At 70.5% G+C, this 20960-nt stretch carries 18 protein-coding genes; 7 read left to right on the plus strand and 11 right to left on the minus strand.

Annotation, left to right across the window (positions count from 1 at the left end):
• Positions 1-103 precede the first annotated feature (103 nt).
• From hpaD to BMZ92_RS35985, 9 genes are all read right to left on the minus strand, one after another.
• Entirely contained in the window at positions 104-1141 is a 1038-nt protein-coding gene (hpaD, locus tag BMZ92_RS35945; protein WP_091517147.1) for a 3,4-dihydroxyphenylacetate 2,3-dioxygenase, read from the minus strand.
• Positions 1138-2622, minus strand: a complete 1485-nt coding sequence (gene hpaE / locus BMZ92_RS35950; RefSeq protein WP_091517166.1) for a 5-carboxymethyl-2-hydroxymuconate semialdehyde dehydrogenase — start codon at positions 2620-2622, stop codon at positions 1138-1140. Before hpaE ends, hpaD begins: the two co-directional genes overlap by 4 nt.
• The gene (gene dapA, locus BMZ92_RS35955; RefSeq protein ID WP_091517149.1) at positions 2622-3560 is read right to left on the minus strand and encodes a 4-hydroxy-tetrahydrodipicolinate synthase; all 939 of its coding nucleotides are present in this window, start codon (positions 3558-3560) and stop codon (positions 2622-2624) included. The genes hpaE and dapA overlap by 1 nt, the downstream gene beginning before the upstream one ends.
• The gene (locus BMZ92_RS35960) at positions 3557-5014 is read right to left on the minus strand and encodes a fumarylacetoacetate hydrolase family protein (protein ID WP_177229028.1); all 1458 of its coding nucleotides are present in this window, start codon (positions 5012-5014) and stop codon (positions 3557-3559) included. Before BMZ92_RS35960 ends, dapA begins: the two co-directional genes overlap by 4 nt.
• A 261-nt stretch (positions 5015-5275) precedes the next feature.
• Positions 5276-6097: a carbohydrate ABC transporter permease gene (locus BMZ92_RS35965; RefSeq protein ID WP_091517151.1), complete on the minus strand. Its 822-nt coding sequence runs from the start codon at positions 6095-6097 to the stop codon at positions 5276-5278.
• Positions 6098-6103: 6 nt separating this feature from the next.
• On the minus strand, positions 6104-7027 hold the full coding sequence (locus BMZ92_RS35970; protein WP_091517152.1) for a carbohydrate ABC transporter permease: 924 nt from the start codon (positions 7025-7027) through the stop codon (positions 6104-6106).
• A 3-nt stretch (positions 7028-7030) separates the two neighbouring features.
• Positions 7031-8341 (minus strand): ABC transporter substrate-binding protein, encoded by a 1311-nt coding sequence (locus tag BMZ92_RS35975; RefSeq protein WP_091517154.1) that lies wholly within the window; start codon positions 8339-8341, stop codon positions 7031-7033.
• Between the two features lie 32 nt (positions 8342-8373).
• On the minus strand, positions 8374-10938 hold the full coding sequence (locus tag BMZ92_RS35980) for a hypothetical protein (RefSeq protein WP_143250028.1): 2565 nt from the start codon (positions 10936-10938) through the stop codon (positions 8374-8376).
• Between the two features lie 244 nt (positions 10939-11182).
• On the minus strand, positions 11183-12241 hold the full coding sequence (locus BMZ92_RS35985) for a LacI family DNA-binding transcriptional regulator (RefSeq protein WP_245783451.1): 1059 nt from the start codon (positions 12239-12241) through the stop codon (positions 11183-11185).
• Positions 12242-12397: 156 nt separating this feature from the next.
• Between BMZ92_RS35985 and BMZ92_RS35990 the strand changes: the two genes are divergently transcribed.
• A complete protein-coding gene (locus BMZ92_RS35990; RefSeq protein WP_218153616.1) occupies positions 12398-13786 on the plus strand; it encodes a glycoside hydrolase family 5 protein in 1389 nt (462 codons plus the stop codon).
• Entirely contained in the window at positions 13783-14880 is a 1098-nt protein-coding gene (locus tag BMZ92_RS35995) for a mandelate racemase/muconate lactonizing enzyme family protein (protein ID WP_218153617.1), read from the plus strand. The genes BMZ92_RS35990 and BMZ92_RS35995 overlap by 4 nt, the downstream gene beginning before the upstream one ends.
• Before the next feature lie 181 nt (positions 14881-15061).
• Here BMZ92_RS35995 and BMZ92_RS36000 read toward each other — a convergent pair whose 3' ends face one another.
• Positions 15062-15679, minus strand: a complete 618-nt coding sequence (locus BMZ92_RS36000; RefSeq protein WP_091517157.1) for a chorismate mutase — start codon at positions 15677-15679, stop codon at positions 15062-15064.
• Between the two features lie 162 nt (positions 15680-15841).
• On the opposite strand from BMZ92_RS36000, the gene BMZ92_RS36005 reads away from it, so the two are divergent.
• The 5 genes from BMZ92_RS36005 (at position 15842) to BMZ92_RS36025 (ending at position 19482) form a co-directional block, all read left to right on the plus strand.
• Entirely contained in the window at positions 15842-16270 is a 429-nt protein-coding gene (locus BMZ92_RS36005; protein ID WP_091517159.1) for an organic hydroperoxide resistance protein, read from the plus strand.
• 84 nt (positions 16271-16354) lie between these two features.
• The gene (locus BMZ92_RS36010; RefSeq protein ID WP_091517160.1) at positions 16355-16978 is read left to right on the plus strand and encodes a TetR/AcrR family transcriptional regulator; all 624 of its coding nucleotides are present in this window, start codon (positions 16355-16357) and stop codon (positions 16976-16978) included.
• A 75-nt stretch (positions 16979-17053) separates the two neighbouring features.
• Positions 17054-17869, plus strand: a complete 816-nt coding sequence (locus BMZ92_RS36015) for an alpha/beta fold hydrolase (RefSeq protein ID WP_091517161.1) — start codon at positions 17054-17056, stop codon at positions 17867-17869.
• A gap of 3 nt (positions 17870-17872) precedes the next feature.
• Positions 17873-18739, plus strand: coding sequence for a VOC family protein (locus BMZ92_RS36020; protein WP_091517163.1), 867 nt, complete (start codon positions 17873-17875; stop codon positions 18737-18739).
• Positions 18736-19482, plus strand: a complete 747-nt coding sequence (locus tag BMZ92_RS36025; protein WP_091517164.1) for a 3-hydroxybutyrate dehydrogenase — start codon at positions 18736-18738, stop codon at positions 19480-19482. The genes BMZ92_RS36020 and BMZ92_RS36025 overlap by 4 nt, the downstream gene beginning before the upstream one ends.
• On the opposite strand, the gene BMZ92_RS36030 is transcribed toward BMZ92_RS36025, so the two are convergent.
• Positions 19417-20790 carry an FAD-binding oxidoreductase gene (locus tag BMZ92_RS36030; RefSeq protein WP_245783452.1) on the minus strand — a complete coding sequence of 458 codons (1374 nt, stop codon included), beginning with the start codon at positions 20788-20790 and terminating at the stop codon, positions 19417-19419. The genes BMZ92_RS36025 and BMZ92_RS36030 overlap by 66 nt on opposite strands.
• Between the last annotated feature and the right edge of the window lie 170 nt (positions 20791-20960).

A 20960-nucleotide genomic window follows, 5' to 3' on the forward strand; every position in this document is an offset into this window, starting at 1 on the left:
GCGCAACCGCCACTGCCACCCAAAGCGTCACTTCGCCGTCAACTCCAAGATCCGCCGACCGGATTACCTACCCAACGTTGCTTGATGCGGCACTAGCGTCGCGCTACAGCTGCTCCCCGACCTTGAACCCCTCGCCCTTCCGGGTGTAGGAGAAGCCGTCCGCGCCGATCGTCACGTCCATCTCGCGCGCCTCCTCCCGCTCGCGCACCGGGACCGGGTTCCCGTCCAGGTCCAGCACCGTCGACGCCTCGGTGTACCAGCTGGGCACGACCGGGTTGCCCCACCAGTCCCGCCGCTGGTTGTCGTGCACGTCCCAGGTCACGAGCGGGTTGTCCGGGTCGCCGGTGTAGTAGTCCTGCGTGTAGATCTCCACCCGGTGCCCGTCGGGATCCCGCAGGTACAGGTAGAACGCGTTCGACACCCCGTGCCGCCCCGGCCCCCGCTCGATCGCGTCCGAGCGCCGCAGCGCGCCCAGCTTGTCGCAGATGTAGAGGATGTTGTGCTTCTCGTGGGTGGCGAACGCGATGTGGTGCATCCGCGGTCCCGCCCCGCCGGTCAGCGCCGTGTCGTGCACGGTGTCCTTGCGCGCGAACCACGCCGCGTACGTGACGCCTTCGTCGTCGCGGATGTCCTCGGTGCGGCGGAAACCCAGGTCCTCCAGGTACTCCGCGCCACGCGCCACGTCCGGGTACACCTGGTTGAAGTGGTCGAGCCGGACGATCGCGCCCGCCCCGTACCGCTCGTAGTTCCACGTCAGCCGCGGCACGTGCTGCACGTCGTAGAAGAACTCGTACGGGAAACCCAGCGGGTCCAGCACCCGCAACACTTCGCCGATCCCGCGCCGGAATCCCGGGGCCTCACGGCGGACTTCGCAGCCCAGCGCCCGGTAGTGCTCCTCGGCGCGGTCCAGCTCCCGCGGGTGCCGCACGCGGAACCCGAACGCCGCCGCGGCCGGCACGGGACCCTGCCGCAGCACGAGGTTGTGGTGGATGAACTCCTCCAGCCCGCGCAGGTGGATCTCGTGCTCGTCCTCCTCCGTCACCACGAGGCCGAGCACGTCCACGTAGAACTCCCGTGACGCGGCGAGATCGCCGACCACCAGCTCCAGGTAGGCGCAGCGCACGATGTCCGGTGCGTTCACTGGTCTCCGTCCTTTCCGAACCGCGGCGTGTGCACATCGCCCAGCGTCACGTGGATCGCCTGTTCCTGGGTGTAGAAGTCGAGCGACCGGTAGCCGCCCTCGTGCCCGACCCCCGAGGCCTTGACCCCGCCGAACGGGGACCGCAGGTCGCGCACGTTGTGCGAGTTGATCCAGACCATGCCCGCTTCGATCCGCCCCGACACGTCGTGCGCGCGCCGCAGGTCGTTGGTCCACACGTACGCGGCCAGCCCGTACCGCACGTCGTTGGCCAGCTCGACCGCCTCGTCCTCGGTGTCGAACGGGGTGATCGCCACGACCGGGCCGAAGATCTCCTCCTGGAAGATCCGCGCCGTGCGGGGCACGTCGGCGAACACCGTCGGCGCCAGGTAGTTGCCCTCGGGCAGGTGCGCGGGCCGCTCGCCACCGGCGACGAGCTTCGCCTCCGTCTTGCCGATCTCGACGTAGCCCAGCACGCGTTCATAGTGCTCCGGGTGCACCAGCGCGCCCACCTCGGTGGCGGGATCGGCCGGATCGCCGACCTTCACCGCGGCGGCGCGGCGGGCGTAGCGCGCGACGAACTCGTCGTAGACCGGCCGCTCGACGAGGACGCGCGAGGAAGCCGTGCAGCGCTCGCCGTTGAGGGAGAACACGCCGAACAGGGTGGAGTCCAGCGCCGCGTCGAGGTCGGCGTCGGCGAAGACCACCGCGGGCGACTTGCCGCCCAGCTCCATCGACAGGCCCTTGAGCCGGTCGGAGGCGTTGCGGAAGATCGTGCTGCCGGTCGTGGTCTCGCCGGTGAACGAGATGAGGTCGACGTCCGGGTGCTTCACCAGCGCGTCACCCGCGACCTCGCCGATGCCGTTGACGAGGTTGAACACCCCGTCCGGCAAACCGGCTTCGGCGAAGATCCCCGCCCACAGCGACGCCGACAGCGGCGTGAACTCCGCGGGTTTGAGCACGACCGTGCAGCCCGCGGCGAGCGCAGGGGCGAGCTTCCACGATTCCAGCATGAACGGCGTGTTCCACGGCGTGATCAGCCCGGCCACGCCGACCGGTTTGCGGTTGACGTAGTTGAGCTGGGCGCCCGGCACCCGGTAGGCCTCGTCGGTCTGCGCGACGACCAGGTCGGCGAAGAACCGGAAGTTCTCCGCGGCCCGGCGCGCCTGGCCCTTCGCCTGCGTGATCGGCAGCCCGGTGTCGAACGACTCCATCGCCGCCAGCGTCTCGTCCTGGGCCTCGACCGCGTCGGCGATCCGGTTGAGGACGCGGGCGCGCTCGCGGTTGCGCAGGCGTGGCCACGGGCCGTCCCGGAACGCGCGGCGGGCGGCGGCGACCGCGGCGTCGATGTCCGCCGCGTCGCCCGCGGCGGCGGTGGTGTACACGGTGTTCTTCGTCGGCTCCAGCACGTCGAACGTGCCGCCGTGCACGGAGTCGACGGATTTGCCGTCGATGTGGTGCCGGATGGACTGGGGGAGCTGCATCACGGGAGGCTCCTTGCCGGAACGGGGGTCAGGTACTGCTCGGCTTCGGCGGCCAGCGCGCGGACCTTGTCCTGGCCCTGTGCGGTCAGCGGGATCAGCGGCGGCCGCACGTGCCCGGAACGGATCAGCCCGCGTTGCGCCATCAGCCATTTCGAGGGCGCCGGGTTGGTTTCGGCGAACAGCAGGTCCACCAGGGGGTGCACGCCGTAGTGCAGCTCGCGGGCGCGGTCCCAGTCCCCGGCGACGGCCGCCTCGTAGGTCTGCGCCACCGCGGCCGGGGCGATGTTGGCCAGCGCGGAGACGAACCCGGCGCCGCCCAGCGCGATCAGCGGCAGGCACAGCAGTTCGATGCCCGACCACATGAGCAGGTCCCGGCCGCACAGGTGCATCACCCGGGAGAAGTGCTCGAAGTCCTTGGTGGTCTCCTTGATCCCGACGATGTTCTCGTGGTCGCGGTAGAGCCGCGCGAACGTCTCCGGCGCGATCTCGACCGCGGTGCGCACGGGCACGTTGTACGCCACGATCGGCAGGTCCGGGAACTCCCTGGCGATCGTGGAATACCAGCTGTAGAGCGCTTCCTGCGTGGGGCGCGCGTAGTAGGGCGTGATGACGAGGACGACGTCGGCACCGGCGTCGGCCGCGATCTGGGTCAGCTCCAGGGTTTCGTCGAGCTTGGCCGAACCCGTGCCGGGCGCGAACGGCACCCGGTCGCCCACCTCGTCGGCGACGGTGCGGATCGCCTCGGCGCGCTCGGTGAGCGTCTGCGACGACGGTTCGCCGGTGGAGCCGCCGATCGAGATGCCGTGCGAGCCGTTCGCCAGCTGCCAGCGGACCATCGCCCGCAGCGAATCGTGGTCCACGGCGCCGTCTTCGGTGAAGGGCGTGAACAGCGGGGCGATCGACCCGCGGATGCGGGACGGGTCAGAGCGGTATTTCATCGTGGTCCTTCCGTTCGCTGGTCCGCGCGCCAGGTCTCGAAACGCCGCCGCCAGGCCGCGTCGAGCGGGTACAGGCCCGCGACGGACTCGCCGCGGCCCACCATTTCGGCGATGAACGCCTCTTCCTCCTCCTGCGCCTCGGCGGCGGTCAGCACCTCCTCGACGAGGCCGGGCGGGATGACGAGGGCGCCGTCGTCGTCGGCCACGATCACGTCGCCGGGCTGGACGGTCGCCCCGCCGCAGCTGATCGTCGTGTCCGTCTCCCACGGCACGTGCCGCCTGCCCAGCACGGCGGGGTGGTGCCCGGCGCAGTACACGGGCAGGCCGAGTTCGGTGAGCGGGCGCGCGTCGCGGACGGCGCCGTCGGTGATGACGCCCGCCGCGCCACGCACCTGGGCGCGCAGCGCGAGGATGTCCCCGATGGTGCCGGCCGTCGCGTCGCCGCGGGCCTCCATCACGAGCACGTCACCGGGGCCGAGGGAGTCGATCGCCCGTTTCTGGGCGTTGTACCCGCCGCCGTGCGCCGCGAAGAGGTCCTTGCGGTACGGGACATACCGCAGCGTGCGAGCCGTCCCGACGAGCCGGGTGCCGGGGACGAGCGGGCGCACGCCGTCGATCGAGGAGTCGTCGTAGCCGCGCTTGCGCAGCTGCACGGACAGCGTCGCGACGGCGACCCGGCCCAGGCGCGTGCGCAGGTCGTCGGTGAGGACGGGCGCGGGCGGGGTTCCCCAGGCGTCCGCGCGCTGGGCGTCGTCCACTTCGGACGGACTGCCCCAGCTCGGAAGTGCCGGTGCCGCAACGACTTCCGTCGTCAGTCTGCCCGAGGTGACGCCCGGGGCGTCGAGGGAGAACACCTCCACCTCGATCCGCTGTCCCGGCTCGGCGACGGACGCGCCCGCCGGGGTGCCGGTGAGCACGACGTCGCCGGGTTCGAGCGTCATCACGCGCGAGAGGTCGGCCAGCATGAGGGCGAAGGGGAACAGCATCCCGGCACTGCTGTCGTCCTGCACCAGCGCGCCGTCGAGCCACGTGCGCACGCCGATGCGGGCGGGGTCGAGCCGGTCGGCGGGGATCAGGTCCGGGCCGAGCGGGGTGTAGCCGTCGCCGCCCTTGGAGCGCACGTTCGAGCCGCGGTCGGCTTTGCGCAGGTCGTGCAGCCCGAGGTCGTTCGCCGCGGTCACCCAGCCGACGCACGCCCACGCGTCGCCGGGGGAGACGCGGCGCGCGGCCTTGCCGAGCACGAGCGCGATCTCCCCTTCGAAGCCGAGGAGTTCCGTGCCCTCGGGGCGTTCCACCGTTCCCGGTCCCGTCACCGAGGAACTGGTCTTGAGGAAGTACGAGGGGTGCGCCGGAGTCCGCCCACGCTGCGCCGCCCGCGACGCGTAGCTGAGGTGGACGGCGATCACCTTGCCGGGTCGCCTGCCGAAGAGGCGGGTCACCGGGTCTTCGCTCACTGCCCCTCCTCGGGCCACATCATCAACGATGTCATATACGATCTGAGGAGATTCTGAAGCGCGCCGGGCTGTCGTGTCAAGACCGCGGGGTGCAGGGGATCTGTTACACCCCGGCTCGGCGGCGCGACCTCCGTGCTGGCGGCGTCTCGATTCTCACCGCGAACGGAGTGTGCGGATGGCTGCGGTCTCGTGGGTCTCGGTCGTGTCGGTCGTCGTGTCCGGCGGTTACCAACGCGACTGCTGACTGCTGCCGGATCGCCGCTACCCCTTGAGGCCGCTGCCGAAGCTGCGGATCATGTACCGCTGGAAGACGAAGAACAGCACCAGGACCGGGAGACTGGCCATCAGCAGGCCCGCGAAGATCTCGCCCCAGTTGCTGCTGTACTCGCCGACGAAGCCGTAGATCTGCACGGGCACGGTGACGTTCGGCGTGCCGCCGAGGTACAGCAGCGGGGTGAAGAACTCGTTCCACACGGCCAGTCCGTCGAGCACGATCACGGTGCCGGTGACGGGCAGCAGGAGGGGCAGGATCACCCGCCGGAAGACCTGGACGGTGCCAGCGCCGTCGACGCGGGCGGCTTCCTCGTACTCCAGGGGGACCTGGCGGATGAAACCGGTGTAGAGGATGATCGTCAGCGGCAGCTGGATGCCGATGTTGAAGATGATCACCGACACCGGGTTCGCGGAGATGCCCAGCGCCGAGAACGTGCGGTACAGCGGGAGCACGCCGATCTGGAAGGGCACCATCATCCCGGCGGCGACGATCCCGTACCAGCGCCGTCCTCCCGTGCCCGCGCGAGCGAAGTAGTAACCCGCGCAGGCGCCGACGACGACCAGCGCCGCCACGGTGACCACGACGATGTAGATGCTGTTGAGGAACGCGGAGCCGAGCTGCCCCTGCTCCCAGGCGAGCTTGAAGTTGCTCAGGTCGAACCGCGTGGGCGCGGCGAGCGGGTTCTGCGCCACCTCGGCGGACGAGCGGAAGCCCACCGAGACGAGCAGCCACAGCGGGAAGACGAACACCGCCGTGACGGCCAGCATCACGACCTCGAGAAGGCCGGTGCGCCACGTGTACCTGGTCATCGCCGTTCAGCTCCGTTCCCGGAAGACGCGCATCTGCCCGAACGAGATCACCGCGATGAGGATGAACACGATCAGGCCGAGCGCGATGCCGTAGCCGTACTTGTTGTAGAGGAACGCCTCGTTGTACAGCAGCGTGGACAGTGTCTGCGTGGCGTTCCCCGGTCCACCCTGCGTCGTGGCGATGACCTGGTCGAACAGCTTCAGCGAGGTGATCAGCGAGAGCGTGATGTTGATCAGGGTGGGTGTGCGCAGCTGTGGCCAGGTGACCCAGGCGAACCGTTTGACCGGGCCGGCGCCGTCCACCAGCGCGGCCTCCAGCACGTCCGCCGGGATGTTCTGCAGACCGGCGAGGTAGATGACCATTGAGTAGCCCGCGTACTGCCAGACGACGATCGCGACGATGCCCCACATCGCGAGGGACGGGTCACCGAGCACGTTCTCACCCGCGTGCACACCGGCCAGGCCGCTCAGCTTCGCCACGGGCCCGCCGGGGACGAAGATGAACTGCCACAGGTATCCGACGATGATCGGCGTCATCACCACGGGCGCGAACAGCAGCGTCCGCAACACGTTCCGGCTCTTGACCCGCGAGTTGACCCCGAGTGCCAGTGCGAGCCCGATCGCGTTCTGCACCACCGTGATGACCACCGCCATGAGGACGGTGTGCCACAGCGCGCCGACGGTGTCGCTGGAGGAGAACAACGCGACGAAGTTCGCCAGGCCGTTGAAGTGGATCGCGCTACCGAGACCGCTCCAGTCGGTGAAGGCGTACAGGACTCCCTGGACGGTCGGGTAGGCCACCACGGCGAAGAACACCACGAGGCAGGGAACCGCGAACCAGAACGGCACCTTGGTGGCCGAGGTTTTCCGGCGGCGCGCCGGGCCTTTCCGCACTCGCGGCTCGGCGACCCGCTCACTGGTCACTGTCATGGCCTAGGCTCCGTGCAGCGAGTTCTGGACGGCGTCCACCACCTGCTGGACGGTCTTCCTGCCCAGGATCAGGTCCTGGTCGGCGGCGATCATCGCCTGCTTGGTCTCGTAGCTCGGCCAGAAGTTCGTCGGCCACAACGCGGTCTTCTTCGCCTGGTAGAGGTTCGCGACGCCCTGCAGCTCCGGCAGCACGGTCACGCCCGGGGCGGGCGTGTAGGGCACCCCGAAGTTCGCCTTCGACGCCTCGTCGATCTGGTCCTGCTGGGCCATGTAGGCGAGGAACGCCAGCGCGGTCGCCTTGTTCGGGCTCGACTTGGCGACGGCGTAGGCGGCGCCCGTGTTCGTGGTGAGGTAGGTGTCCGCGGGGCTGTCGGTGGCGGGGAGTTCGAACATGTCGTAGTGCTGGTTCGGGTTGCCCTGCTTCAGGTCGTCGACGGCGGGCGAGATGATGTCGACGCCGAGCGCCTTGCCCGAGGACACCAGTTGCGTGGCCTGGGTGTCGGAGTAACCGGTCGAGTTGTCCTCGAAGCAGTGGGCGTCCCGCATCTGCAGGTACTCCTGGTGCGCCTTGGTCAGCGCGTCGCGCCACAGCGCGGACCCCGTCCAGGTCGTCGCGCCGCTCGTGACGTGCTGCGCGAACTGCGGGTCCTGCGAGTACACGAGTGTGTTGGCCAGTTCGATCGGGATCTCGGTGTTGAGGTAACCGGTCTGGTTGCCGATCGCGATCGGGGTGATCCCCTTCCCGGCCACGGTGCGGCAGAAACCGAGGAGTTCGGTGAACGTGGTCGGCACCGACACGCCGAGCTTGCCGAGCAGGTCCTTGTTGTACTCGACCCCGGTGGGGTTCTGGTACGACGTGAACGCGTACACCTTTTGCTGGTAGGACACCAGGCTCGTGGCCGTGTCGCCCATCGTGGACGCCCAGGGCTGACCCGTGAGGTCTTCCAGGAGACCGGCCTGCGCCAGGGTTTTGGTCGCCATCGAGTTGCCGGTCCCGCCCCAGACGAACATGACGTCCGGGCCGTGCCCCGCGGCGAGCTGGGCCCGCACGGTCGTCTGGTAGGTGTTGGACGGGGACTGCACGAACTGGACGGTCACGCCCGGGTGCAGCTTCTGGAACCGGTCGGCCGCGTCCTTCAGGTACGGCTGTCCGGTCTCGGAGCTGACCCGGATGGTGCCGCCGATCCCGCTGGATCCCGCCGAACCGCTCGAGGCGTCGAACCCGCCGCACGCGGTGATCGCGGTGGTGCCCGCGAGCAGGGCGGCGGCGACGGCGAGCGGCCGGAACTTCGCTGTGCTGGGGATGCCGGGCATGGCGCTCCTTTCGTGTCGGTGCCGATCCGCGTTCACCCGCGCTGTTCGAGCACCACGTGATAGGGCTGGTTGGCCAAGGTTTTGTCGAGGCCGGGGACGATCCAGGCGTCCGGGCCGGCCGTGCTGCGCGCGACGAGGAAGAAGGCGATCGGATAGGCGCCCGTCGTGTGGTCGGGCGGGATCTCCGCCGTGAAGCCGCCTTCCCGGTCGGCGGTCATCGCGATGTCCTGGTACGCCTCGGCCTGGTTGAGGTGGCGCACCCGCAACGTCAGTTCGATCCCGGGAGCCGCTTCCGCCCGCACCACCAGTGGCTCACCGCGGACGAACCCCGCGGGCGGCACACAGGTGACCGCGGGCCGCGGACCTGGCCCGGCCGGCCGGACCTCCACCGGGTGTTCCGGGGGCACCGCCTCGTCGAGCTCCCGCCGCAGCTCGTCGAGGTCGCGGTCGATCTGGCCGAGCCGGTCGCGCCAGTGCCCCTGCTCGGTCGGGCGGTCCCCGAACGCGAGGTTCGCCGCGTAGACGCCCTCGGCGACGGTCACGATCTCCGCGAGCGCGTTGCGGCCGGACCGGTAGTGCTCGAGTCCCTCGCGCAGGTGGCGTGGATCCTTGGTCTCCCGGAACAGCGAGTACCCGACGCCGGCCCGGATCTTGCCGGCGAAGAACCGGGCCAGCAACAGCTCGATCGTCACGTCGAGTGCGATCCGGCGGAAACCGGGTGCCGAGGCGTCGGTGGCGAGCCGCCGTGCCCGCGCGAGCGCCGCCTCCGCGTCCGTCGCGAAACCGTCGAGCCAGGTCGCCACCTGGTCCGGGGTGTACTTCCCGGACGGCGTCCGCGTGACCAGGCCGTGGGCGTAGTCGTCCGCGGATTCGAACAGTTCCGGGTCGAGCGGGCTGACCGTGCCCCACGTGCCCGGCGGTGCCAGGTCGAACCCGTACGTTTCCGAGGTGGCGGCGCGGGCGATCGGCAGGTCCGTGAACACCTCGGGCCAGAAGAAGTTGTTGGAGGCGCTGAGCGTCTGCGTGACGGTCACCAGTGGCAGCACCTTGCCGGCCGCGCTCAGCGCCGCGGCGAGGTCCTCGGCGGCGTCGCCGGCCAGCGTGCGCAGCTCGCGCAGCCACGACTCGGGTTCGCTGTCGGGGTCGAACATCAGCCGTCCCCACAGGCGGTATTCGTAGCTGTACTTCCGCCAGTCCGCGGTGCCCAGCCGCAGCGTGGGATCGGCGTAGAGATCCCGTGTCGCCCCGCGTCCGGTGTCCTTGCGGCCCCGGAAGGTCAACGGCTCGCACAGCTCGACGCCCAGCGCTCCGGCGATTCCGCTCATCCGCCCGTACCCCGCGAACAGCTCCGGGTCGGCCCAGAGCAGGAACCGCTGGCTGCCCGGCCACACGCGGAAGAGCAGGTCGTGGTTCCGGTCGAGGCGGAGGAAGTCGCCATAGCCGTAGCGGGTGAACCGCCGCGTGTTCTGGGTGATGCCACGCAGCCCGTCGCCGTCGGCCGGGCGCGCCGCCTCCAGCGGCCGGACCGCCGCCTGGTGGTAGGGCAGGCCCTGGTGTTCTGCCCAGTACTTCGCCGAAACCACCACGTGGGCGCCGGTCGCCTGTGCCGCGTCCAGCAGGTCCTGGTCCACGCCCTTCGCGTGGAGGTCCACGTCGAGTGGCCTTCCGGCGTCCCGCAGACCGCTCAGCACCGTTCGCCAGAAGGCGGCACGACCGGCCTCCGGCACGCCACCCTCGTAGTGCACCCGGAAGGTGAGGCCGTCGATCGAGGGGCATTCCCGCAGCAGTTCCCGCAGCCCGGCCGCCGAGTACTCGGCGACCTCCTCGTCCGCCAGGCCGTTAACCGGGTAGCGGAGGTTCGGACTGTCCACAAGCTCCGGTCGAACCGCGTGGTTCCACAGTCCCAGCTGGAAATGCACGCCACGGCGCTGGGCCTCGGCACTGGCGAACCGCAGTGCCGCGAGGTTCTCCGCTCGTTCCCGCTGCGACAACCCGGCCACCCCGACGCCTTCCCAACCGGGTACCGGGAGCAGGAACGGGTAGGCGAAGCACAGGTAGTTGTCGCGGACGTCGTCGTCGTGCGAGTAGTTGTACTGCATGCCCAGGGCCAGGTGCAGGCGGTTGATCCGGTGCAGGGCGAGCTCGTCGAGATAGCGCTTCCAGAAATCCCGGTCGCACAGCCACGGGCGGTCGAGCACGTCGCTGGAAAAGGCGCGCAGCACACCGCGGACGGCGACGGCGGGAGCGCGGAGAGCCGATTCCGCCGTCCGGATCGTCGTGACGGGGTCCGCTGAGTGCCGCACCCGGTCGGCGAGCTCGGTCAGCCCGTGCGCCAGACCCCGTGCACCACCGGCGCGGACCAGCACTTCACCGGCCGACGGTCCTGGCTCGATGAGGAAAGCCTCCGCGGGACCGAGTCCTTCGAGCACCTCGGCGCGTACGACGGCGGCGCTCGGGCCGGACTCGTCCGTCCACACGGGAATTCCCTTTTCTGCCAGCGCCTCCCGCAGCATCGACACGGCCCAGGGCACGGGGGCGACCGGGTCGGTCCCGTCGGCGAGGGTGATCAGCACATGTGCATCGGCACGATCCGGCACCTGCGTTCGCCTCCTTGCGTCACGCACGGGAAAACACCGAGATTCCGTAGTTCGGAAGAACTATTTCACGAAGGCTAGTTCCGGTCGCGCCGCGCCGTCAAGGGCGGGGTTGCGGGAACATTGTTGCCAGTAAAGAGAAAAAGGCGTACCGGCGAAACCGCGAGGCGGTTCCGATGAGCTGGTCAGAGCATGTTCTACTGTGGACGGTGGGGGCGAGGCGGAGGGCGGGCCGCCGGCGGGAAGGTCATACCTGCACGCTCCCGGAAGCGCTCGAACCGGTCACCGGCCGGACGACCTTCGGCGGCGCGGCGCAAGAGGCGCGCTCGACCAGCCGGGTCGGCAGCCGGACATGGGTTTCGGCGGGCTCGTTGCCCGCGAGGATCTCGACGAGCATCTCGACGGCCCGCCTGCCCAGGAGCTGGATGGGCTGTTCGATCGTGGTGAGCGGGGGATCGGCCATCATGCTCTCCGGCACGTGGTCGAACCCGATCACGGAAAGGTCGTCCGGCACCCGGATCCCCAGTGTCGTGGCTTCGTCCATCGCGACCAGTGCCGACAGGTCGTTCGCGGCGAAGATGGCCGTGGGCCGGTCCGGCTGGGACAGCAGCTCGTGCACGGCCTGCCGGGACACGTCCTCCTGGTAACCGGCGGCCCGCACCAGGCCGGGGTCGAACGCGACGCCCGCCGCGGCGAGCGCGCTGCGGTAGCCGTCCTCCCGCTCTTGCGACGACTTCAGGTCCCGGGGCGGCCGGCCGAGGAAGCCGATGCGCCGGTGCCCCAGCGACAGCAGGTGCTCGGTCGCCATCCGGGCGCCCCGGAAGTTGTCGGCGCCGACCGTGGGTCCGTCTTCGCCGGCCGTGTGGGGATCGACGGCGACGACCGGAACGTCGGAACGCGGCGCCGACACGGTGGGCGTCACCAGCACGGCCCCGTCGATCAGCGTGCCCGACAGCCGCGACAGGTAGCGGTTCTCCCAGCCGAGGTCCCGCGGGCCCACGCCACCGGCGGAGTAGACGACGAGTTCGTAGTCGTTGTCCCGCATCGCGCGCTCCGCGCCCTTGAGCAACTCGGCGCTGAAGGGTTCGATGGCCCACACGAGGACGCCGATGACGTTCGTCCGGTGGTTGCGCAGGCTGCGCGCCACCAGGCTCGACTCGAAGCCGAGCTCGGCGATGACCTCCCGCACGCGCGCCACCGTCGCCGCGGCCACGCCGTACCGGTTGTTGAGCACCTTCGACACCGTCGCCACCGACACGCCCGCTCGCGCGGCGACGTCGCGGATGGTCACCCGACTGTTCGTCACCTCGCTGACCATACTCCCTTTTCAAACGTTATCGATAACGATTGACACCAGGTCAGAGCGCTGACCAGAATGGTCGGCGGGTGCCCTGCGCCCGGGCGGCCCGGTGCCGCCGGCGGTGCTTCTCCGTGCTCCGATCCGGCCCCGAGGGGTGAAGACTTGACGAACGACGCCACACCGCCGCTGCGGGTGGAAGGAAGCCGGCTGGTGACCGCGAGCGGCACGCCCGTGCGCCTGCGCGGGGTCGGGCTCGGTGGGTGGCTGAACCTGGAGAACTTCATCACCGGGTTCCCCTCGACCGAGGAACTGCATCGCCAGGCGATGCGAGCGGTGTTGGGGCAGGAGGTCCACGACGCCTTCTTCGACCGCTTCCAGGAGGTGTTCTTCACCGACGACGACGCGGCCTTCCTGGCCGGCCTGGGCCTCAACTGCGTCCGCGTTCCGTTCCACTACCGGCTGTTCGAAGACGACGACCGGCCGATGGAGCTGAAGGAGGAGGGCTTCCGGCTGCTGGATCGCGCCGTCGACGTGTGCGCCCGGCACGGTCTCTACACGGTGCTGGACCTGCACGCCGCACCCGGCCACCACAACCAGCGCTGGCACAGCGACAACCCGACCCACAGGTCGACGTTCTGGCAGCACCGGCATTTCCAGGACCGGGTGGTGCACCTGTGGCAGGCGCTGGCCGGCCGGTATCGCGGGAACCCGTGGGTCGCCGGCTACAACCCGCTCAACGAGCCCGCGGACCCCGAGGGGCACGTGATCGAGCCGTTCTACGCCCGGCTGCACCAGGCGATCCGGGCGGTCGACCCGGACCACGTGATCTTCCTGGACGGGAACCGCAACGCCACCGAATTCGGCATGTTCCGGGACCCCTGGCCCAACACCGTCTACACCGTGCACGACTACGCGCTCGCGGGGTTCGCGGACGCCGGGCCCTATCCCGGGGTGTCACGCGGGGAGTACGTCGACCAGCGGTACCTCGAAAAGCGCTTCCTCCAGCGGTCGGAGTACATGCGCGGCACCGGGACGCCGATCTGGGTCGGCGAGTTCGGTCCTGTCTACAGTGGACACGCGGAACGGGACGAGTCGCGCTACCGGGTGCTGGCCGACCAGCTGGAGATCTACGACGAGCACGACGCGGGCTGGAGCCTGTGGACCTACAAGGACATCGGGCTGCAGGGCGTGGTGCACGTGGAGAGGACCTCGCCCTACCTCGAGCGCATCGCCCCGGTACTCGAGAAGAAGGCACGGCTCGGCGTGGACCTGTGGGGCGGGACCGACGCCGGGATCCGGCACATCTTCGACCCGCTGGAGCGGACGGTGGCGGAGGAGTTCCCGCGGTTCGACCCGCGCCCGTTCGGGCAACGGGAATGGGTGCAGGTGCTGGTGAGGCACATCCTGCTGGCCGAACCCATGGTCGACGACTTCGCCCGGTGTTTCCTCGGTGTCGGCCCCGAGGAAGCCCGGGCTCTCGCCGATTGCTTCGCCTTCGGCCGCTGCGTCGAGCGAACGCGCCTGACCGACGTCCTGCGAGCCCACCTGTGAAGATCGAGAGCATCGAAACGTTCGTCAGGGGACCGATCGCGGTCGTGCGCGTCCGCACCGACGACGGTGCCGAGGGAATCGGCCAGACCGCCCCCTACGAAGCCGCGCTCACCGCGCGGGTGCTGCACACGATGGTCGCCCCGTGCTTCCTGGGCCGTGATCCCTGGGACCTCGAGGTCCTCGTCGACGACTGCCTCCGCAGGCACTACAAGTTCCCCGGGAGTTTCCTGCACCGGGCACTGTCCGGTGTGGACACGGCGCTGTGGGACATCCTCGGCCGCAGTACGGGTCAACCGGTGAGCAAGCTGCTCGGCGGTCACGCCCGGGATTCGGTGCCGGTGTACGCGTCGAGCATGCGCCGTGACATCAGTCCGGAGCAGGAGGCCGAGCGGCTGCTGGGGCACATCCGGGAATCCGGCTTCGGGGCCGTGAAGATCCGGGTCGGCGAAGCGATGGGACGGGACGTCGACGCCGCGCCGGGGCGTACCGAACACATCATCAGGCACCTGCGGCAGGAACTCGGCGAGGAGATCCACATTTCCGCGGACGCCAACGGCGGGTTCACGGCCGCCCGGGCGGTCCGGGTGGGGAGGATGCTCGAGGAGTACGGCTACTTCCACTTCGAGGAACCGTGCCCCTTCCCGGAACTGGAACAGACCGCGCGGGTGACGGCGGCGCTCGACATCCCCGTGTCCGGGGGTGAACAGGACTTTTCGCTCTCCCAGTTCCAGCGCATGATCACCGGGCACGTGGTCGACATCGTGCAGCCGGACATCGGCTACCTCGGCGGCGTGTCCCGCGCCCGGAAGGTGGCGGTGCTCGCCGAGGCCGCCGGTATCCCGTGCACCCCCCACTGCGCGAACAGCTCGCTGCTGCAGGTGTTCACCCTGCACCTCGCCGCCGCGATGCCCGCGTGCCACCACTACCAGGAGTGGAGCATCGAAGACACCCCGTGGACCCGCGGAATCTACGGTCCGCTGCCGGAGGTCGTCGGCGGACGGGTGCCGGCTCCTTCGGGACCCGGCTGGGGCGTGGAACTCGAACCCGGGTTCATCGCCGCAGCCGAGCGTCAGGTGTCCCGACTGGGCAGCTGATTTCACGGGTGCGGCGCCCGGCTCCTCCCTGAACAGCGCGCAGCGCTCGTCGGATGGTGGCCTGGCCCTGGTTGCCCACGTCGGCCCCCTTGGCAGCGCCCGCGGGCTCGCACACGCGGTCTTCCGCCGCGCTTCGTCCGGTTCAGCGCCGGCAGCGCCACCTGTCTGGAGCGAAACCGCTCTAGGCGCACACGGACTGCACGGCGGTGTCGAGCGCCTCGCGGTGCAGGGCGTCCAGCCGGCCCAGGACGACCGCGGATCCGGTGGCCACGGCGAGCTGGACGGTGCACGCCGTTCGCTTGGCGCGTACGTCCACAGTGGACTTCAGCTGCCCGAGCAGGTCCGTGGTCAGCCGGTCGAGCCGGGTGCGGATCTCGCCGAGGTCCGGGCGGGTGGTGGGCGCTTCGCCCGGGTGGGCGGTCCAGCGGGCGAACAGGCCGCGCTGCACCTGCTTGTTCGCGGTGATCTGGTCCTCGAAGAACGCCGCCGCCTGCTCCGGGTCCAGGCCGAGTGCCCCGGCCTGCTGCCGCACCTGGTCGAGCACCTGCTGTTCGCGGGTGGGGTCGTCGATCGGGGAGCCGGTGCCGAACTTGGCTGCCGCCACGTCGTCGCTCACGCGCAGGCGCTCGACGACGAGGTCGGTCAGCGTGCCGAGCCTGCCGAAAGCCTTGTGCGGCGCGGGAACGCCGGTCGCGGGCGTGTCCGCGGCGGTGGCCGGGGGAGCGGTCACCGACATCGTGCCGGCCACCGCCAGTGCGGTGACCGCGACACCACGGGCCACCCTGCTGCGCTTGCCCAACTGCCTGCCTCACTTTCGCACGCTGTGTGTAGCGCTCACTATAGCGCGACCTCAGCGAGATAGAACGATCAGTCTTGACAGCGACCCCGGTGCGGCGCACAGTGGAGAGCGATAGAACGTTCGGTATCGCGGTTCGGCCGCGACGGAGAAGGGATTCCTCTCATGGCCAAGCCCCTGTACGTCGGCATCGCCACCTCGACCGGCGACGGCCGCGCGGGAGGGCAGGCGCGGACCGACGACGGCCTGCTGGACCTCTCGCTGGCGATCCCCAAGGAGATGGGCGGACCCGGTGGCGCGACCAACCCCGAGCAGCTGTTCGCCGCGGGCTGGGCGTCGTGCTTCCACTCGGCGCTCAAGGCCGTCGCGGCCCAGCGCAAGGTCGCGGTCACCGACTCCGCGGTCGTCGCGGAGGTCGAGGTGTACCCGACGCCGGAAGGCGGGTTCTCCCTCGGCGCTGCGCTGCACGTCGAACTGTCCGGTGTGGACCAGGCCACCGCGGACCGGCTCGTCGAAGGCGCCCACGCGATCTGCCCGTACTCGAACGCGACGCGGGGCAACATCCCGGTGGCGGTCGACGCGACCGTCGCCTGAGGGCGGCCGCCGGGCCGGCGCGGAGATCGCCGGCCCGGCGCGCCCGGTGGGGGAGCGGGGCCGTCGCGGACCTATCATGGCCGCATGGCGAGGGATTCCAGCTCCGGGGCGAGCAGCCGAGAGCTCATCTTGAACGCGGCTCGCGCCCTCGTCGGGGAAAAGGGCTACGACGGCATGGCCATTTCGGACCTCAGCGCGCAGTCCGGGCTCCCGCCGAGTTCGATCTACTACCACTTCGGCAGCAAGCTCGGCGTCCTGGCGGCGCTGCTGGAACGCACCTTCGACGAGCTGCACGCGCTGTTCCCGAACCCGTCGTCGTACGACGAACTGGCGCCGCTCGACCGCCTCGAGGCGTGGTTTTCCGCCGCCTGCGAATCGCTCGACCGGCGGCCGGACTACCTCCAGCTGCTGGTCGCCATCAGCGTCGGCCCGCAGAAGGACGCGGAGGCGGTGCAGGCGACCGTGCGCCGGATCCGCGACTACGCCCACGCTTCATGGGTGGCCGCGCTGACCCCGGTCTTCGCGCCCCACGGCGGCAAGAACAACGAGGCCCTCGTCCAGGAGCTGGCCGTGCTCGGCCGCGCCCTGACGGACGGCCTTTCGGTGACCAACAGCTTCGACGGCAAGAGCTACCGTTCGCAGGTCGCGCCGTTCGTCGCCCTCGTCCGCGGTCTGGCGGACCAGCGGGCGGCCAAGCGCAAGCGCTGACCGGGCTCCGATCGCCCTTGATAACGCCGCCGCCCGTTGTATAGTGAGCGCTACATACAACGAATGAGGCGGCACATGACGAGCACTCTGGATGTCGGTGACGCGCGCCTGGCCTACACCGAGGCCGGTTCGGGCAGCCCGGTCGTGTGGCTGCACGGCTCGGGTCCGGGCGCCACCGGGATGAGCAACTTCGGCGGGAACCTGCCCGCCTTCTCCGACTACCGCAACATCGTGGTCGACCTGCCCGGCTGGGGGGAGTCCCCGCGGCCGGAGACGGGCGAGCCGTTGATCTTCCACGCCGCCGACCGGGTGTGCCGGGCGATGACGGCGCTCGGGATCGAGCGGGCCCACCTGGTCGGCAACTCCTACGGCGGGGCCGTGGCGATGCGGATCGCGATGCGGTACCCGGACCGGGTGGACCGGCTCGTCCTCATGGCGCCGGGCGGGGTCCTCCCGCCGGACGCGCCGCCGTGGCCCGCCGGGCTGGAACGGCTTTTCGCCTACATGGCCGCGGAAAAGCCGTCGCGGGAAGCCATGGCCGAGTTCGTCCGGCACATGGTCTTCGACGAGTCGCTCGCGACCGACGCGCTCATCGACGAGCGGTACGAGTCGAGCCTGCGGGCCCACCCCGAGCTGCCGGTACCGCCGAACTTCGGTGACCTGACACCCGACCTCGGCCTGATCACGGCACCCACGTTGCTCGTGTGGGGGCGGGAGGACCAGACCGTGCCGCTGACCTGGGCGCCGAGGATCCTCACCGGGATCCCGAACGCGGAGCTGCGGGTGCTGCCGAACTGCCGGCACTGGGTCCAGTACGAGCGGGCACCCGAGTTCAACCACATCGTCCGCGAGTTCCTGCGGGGCGGCGCGGCCGCCGCGGCGGAGGGATGAGGCGTGGGAATCAGGAAACTGGGCTACGTCGGTCTCGAGGTCACCGACGTCGACGCGTGGACCGACCTGCTCGGGCGCACGCTGGGCGTCGGGGTCACCCACGCCAAGTCCGGCACGGACGAGGTCGTCCTCGCCGAACTCGACGAGTTCAAGTACCGCCTCGCGCTCCATCCGTCCACACAGGACCGTCCGAGGGAGCTGGGCTGGATCGTCGACTCGCCTCCGGAGCTCGACCGGCTCACCCGCAAACTCGCCGACACCGGGTTCACCGTCGCGGACGGCTCGGCGGAGGAACGGGAACTGCGTGGTGCCACGCACTTGCGGTGGTTCACCGACCCGGTGGGCTACCGCGTGGAGCTGGCCGTCGGGGAAGCCAAGGTGCGCCTCGGGGCCGAGCGCCCGGCGGGCGGACCCGGTGTCACCGGCCTCGGTCACTTCGTGCTGGCTAGCCCGAAGCTCGGGGAGCTGCGCGAACTCTACGAGTCGGTGCTCGAGTTCAAGCTGACCGACTACCGCGCCCCCGGCCTGTTCTTCTTCCGCTGCAACCGAACGCACCACAGCATCGCGCTCGCGTCCGCCGAGACCGCGTCGATCCACCACCTCGAACTGGAGCACGGCTCGCTCGACGACGTCGGGCGGGCCTACGACCGGGCGAGGGCCAACGACGTGCCGATCTCGATCAGCCTCGGCAGGCACATGAACGACAAGGCCATCTCCTTCTACGTCCGCAACCCCAGCGGTTTCCACCTGGAGATCGGCTGCGGCGGCATCGAGGTCGGCGACGACTGGCTCCCGCACGACTTCGGACGTTCGGACGAGTGGGGCCACCACCACGCCGACGCGAACCCCTTCGCGTCACCGAAGTCATGACCGGGCTTTCGGCACGCCGTGCCGTGGTCACGGGCGCGGCGAGCGGGATCGGCGCGGCCGTGGCGGCCCGGCTGGCGGCGCTCGGCGCCCACGTCGTCGTCTGCGACATCGACGCCGAAGGCGCGGCCCGGACAGCCGAACGGATCGGGGGCGAGGCGAGGGTGATCGACCTCAGCCGGACCGCCGACCTCGCCGAGGCGGAGTTCGACGCCGACATCCTCGTGAACAACGCCGGGATCCAGCACGTCGCACCCCTGGAGCGGTTCGAGCCCGAGCGGTTCGCGTTCATGCTGCGGCTGATGCTGGAGGCTCCGTTCCTGCTGACCCGGGCCGTCCTGCCGGGGATGTACGAGCGCGGCTGGGGCCGGATCGTCCACATCTCGAGCATCCACGGCCTGCGGGCGAGCGCTTACAAGTCCGCTTACGTCAGCGCCAAGCACGGCCTGCTCGGGCTGTCCAAGGTCATCGCGCTGGAAGGCGCGGCCAAGGGCGTCACGAGCAACTGCGTGTGCCCGGGTTACGTGCGCACCCCGCTCGTCGAGAACCAGCTGGCCGACCAGGCCGCGGTGCACGGCCTGAGCACGGACGAGGTGGTGTCGGAGGTGCTGCTGGCGAGGTCGGCGGTGAAGCGCCTCATCGAACCGGGTGAGGTCGCCGCCGCGGTGGCGTACCTCTGCTCACCCGAGGCCTCGGCCGTGACCGGCACCGAGCTGGTCCTCGACGGAGGCTGGAGCGCCGCCTGACGTCGGCTCCGGGGCGGCCATCGGCAACGGCGTCGCCGAGAAGACGCCGTCGGGATCCACGGCCGCCTTGATCCGCTGCAGGCGGGGCAGGTTGTCCCCGTGGACTCCGGCGAGCTGGTCGGCCGCCTCCGGGCCGAGGAGGTTGGCGTACCCGCCCGGGAAGGCGGACCCGGCCAAAGCCCCGGACGCCGCGTCGGCCCAGCTGTCGACGGGCTCGCCGGGTTCGCCCGCTTCGCGGATGCCGAGAATCTCGGCCATGAGGTGTGGCCGGCGCAGCGCGAACGCGGTGTCGGCCGTGGCGACCTCGGCCGCGGCGCCGTGGAAGTGGTGCAAGGTCATCCCGGACAGCGGCGTCGGCAGCCGTCCGCCGAAGCGCTCGACGACGTCGATCACGTCGTTGACGAGACCGGGCATCGAACGGGTCCGGATGGTCACGTACCTGCCATCGGGGAACATCGCGTCCCGCCCGGCGATCGCGGCCGCGTACGGCGCGGCCTCCAGCTGGGCGAGCAGGGGAGCGCCGAGCCGCGTCAACGCCTGCACCGGCCCCGACGGGTCCTCGCCGGTCGCCGTGTCCCCGGCCCAGGTCGGCAGCACCAGCAGGGCGGGGGAGCCGTCCGGCGCGGCGATCGCCCCGACCTGGATCGTCAGGTCGGCGGGTGCGGTGTGCTGCGCCTCGCGAACCCGTTCCAGCACCTGCCGGGCCTGGTGCCAGGGGTAGAGCACCAAGCCGGTCACGACGGACGGGATGGCGTGCAGCCGGACGGTCATCGACGTCACGGCCCCGAAGTTGCCGCCTCCGCCGCGCAGGGCCCACAGCAGGTCGGGATCGTGCCGGGCGTCCGTGCGCACGACCGACCCGTCGGCCAGGACCACCTCGGCGGCCAGCAGGTTGTCCGCGGCGAGGCCGGTCCGCCCGGCGAGCGGGCCGTAACCGCCGCCGAGGGTGAGCCCCGCCATCCCCACCGTGCCGATCGTGCCCGTCGCGGCCACCAGGCCGTGCTCGCCGGCCGCCGCCAGCACGTCGTTGGCCGACGCGCCGCCGCCGACTTCGGCGGTCCGGGCGCCGGGGTCCACCCGGACCTCGTGCAGCGGCCGCAGATCCAGCGTGAGGCCCCCGTCGCTCAGCGCGCGGCCCGCCCAGTCGTGGCCGCGGCCGCGGACCGTGAGCGGGAGCCCGCGGTCACGCGCGGTGCGCACGCCGAGCACCACATCCGCGGTGGTCGTGCAGGTCAGCACGATGGCGGGCCGGTGCCGCACCGCGCCGTTCCACACCGTGACGCCTTCGGTGTAGCCCCGGCCGGTCACGTGCACCTGCTGGGCGCGGAGGGAGGTGCGCAGTACGCGGTGGGCGTCGGCGATGGCGCGGGCCTGGTCGGCAGAGTGCTGCCTAATGTTTATGTCAAGCAGCGGTAGCCGTGGTGTGTCGGTAGTCGGCCTGGTAAGGCTGGCGGGTGCGCAGGAGCGCGTAGAGGACG

This window comes from Amycolatopsis sacchari (assembly GCF_900114035.1).
GTDB classification, from domain to species: domain Bacteria; phylum Actinomycetota; class Actinomycetes; order Mycobacteriales; family Pseudonocardiaceae; genus Amycolatopsis_E; species Amycolatopsis_E sacchari.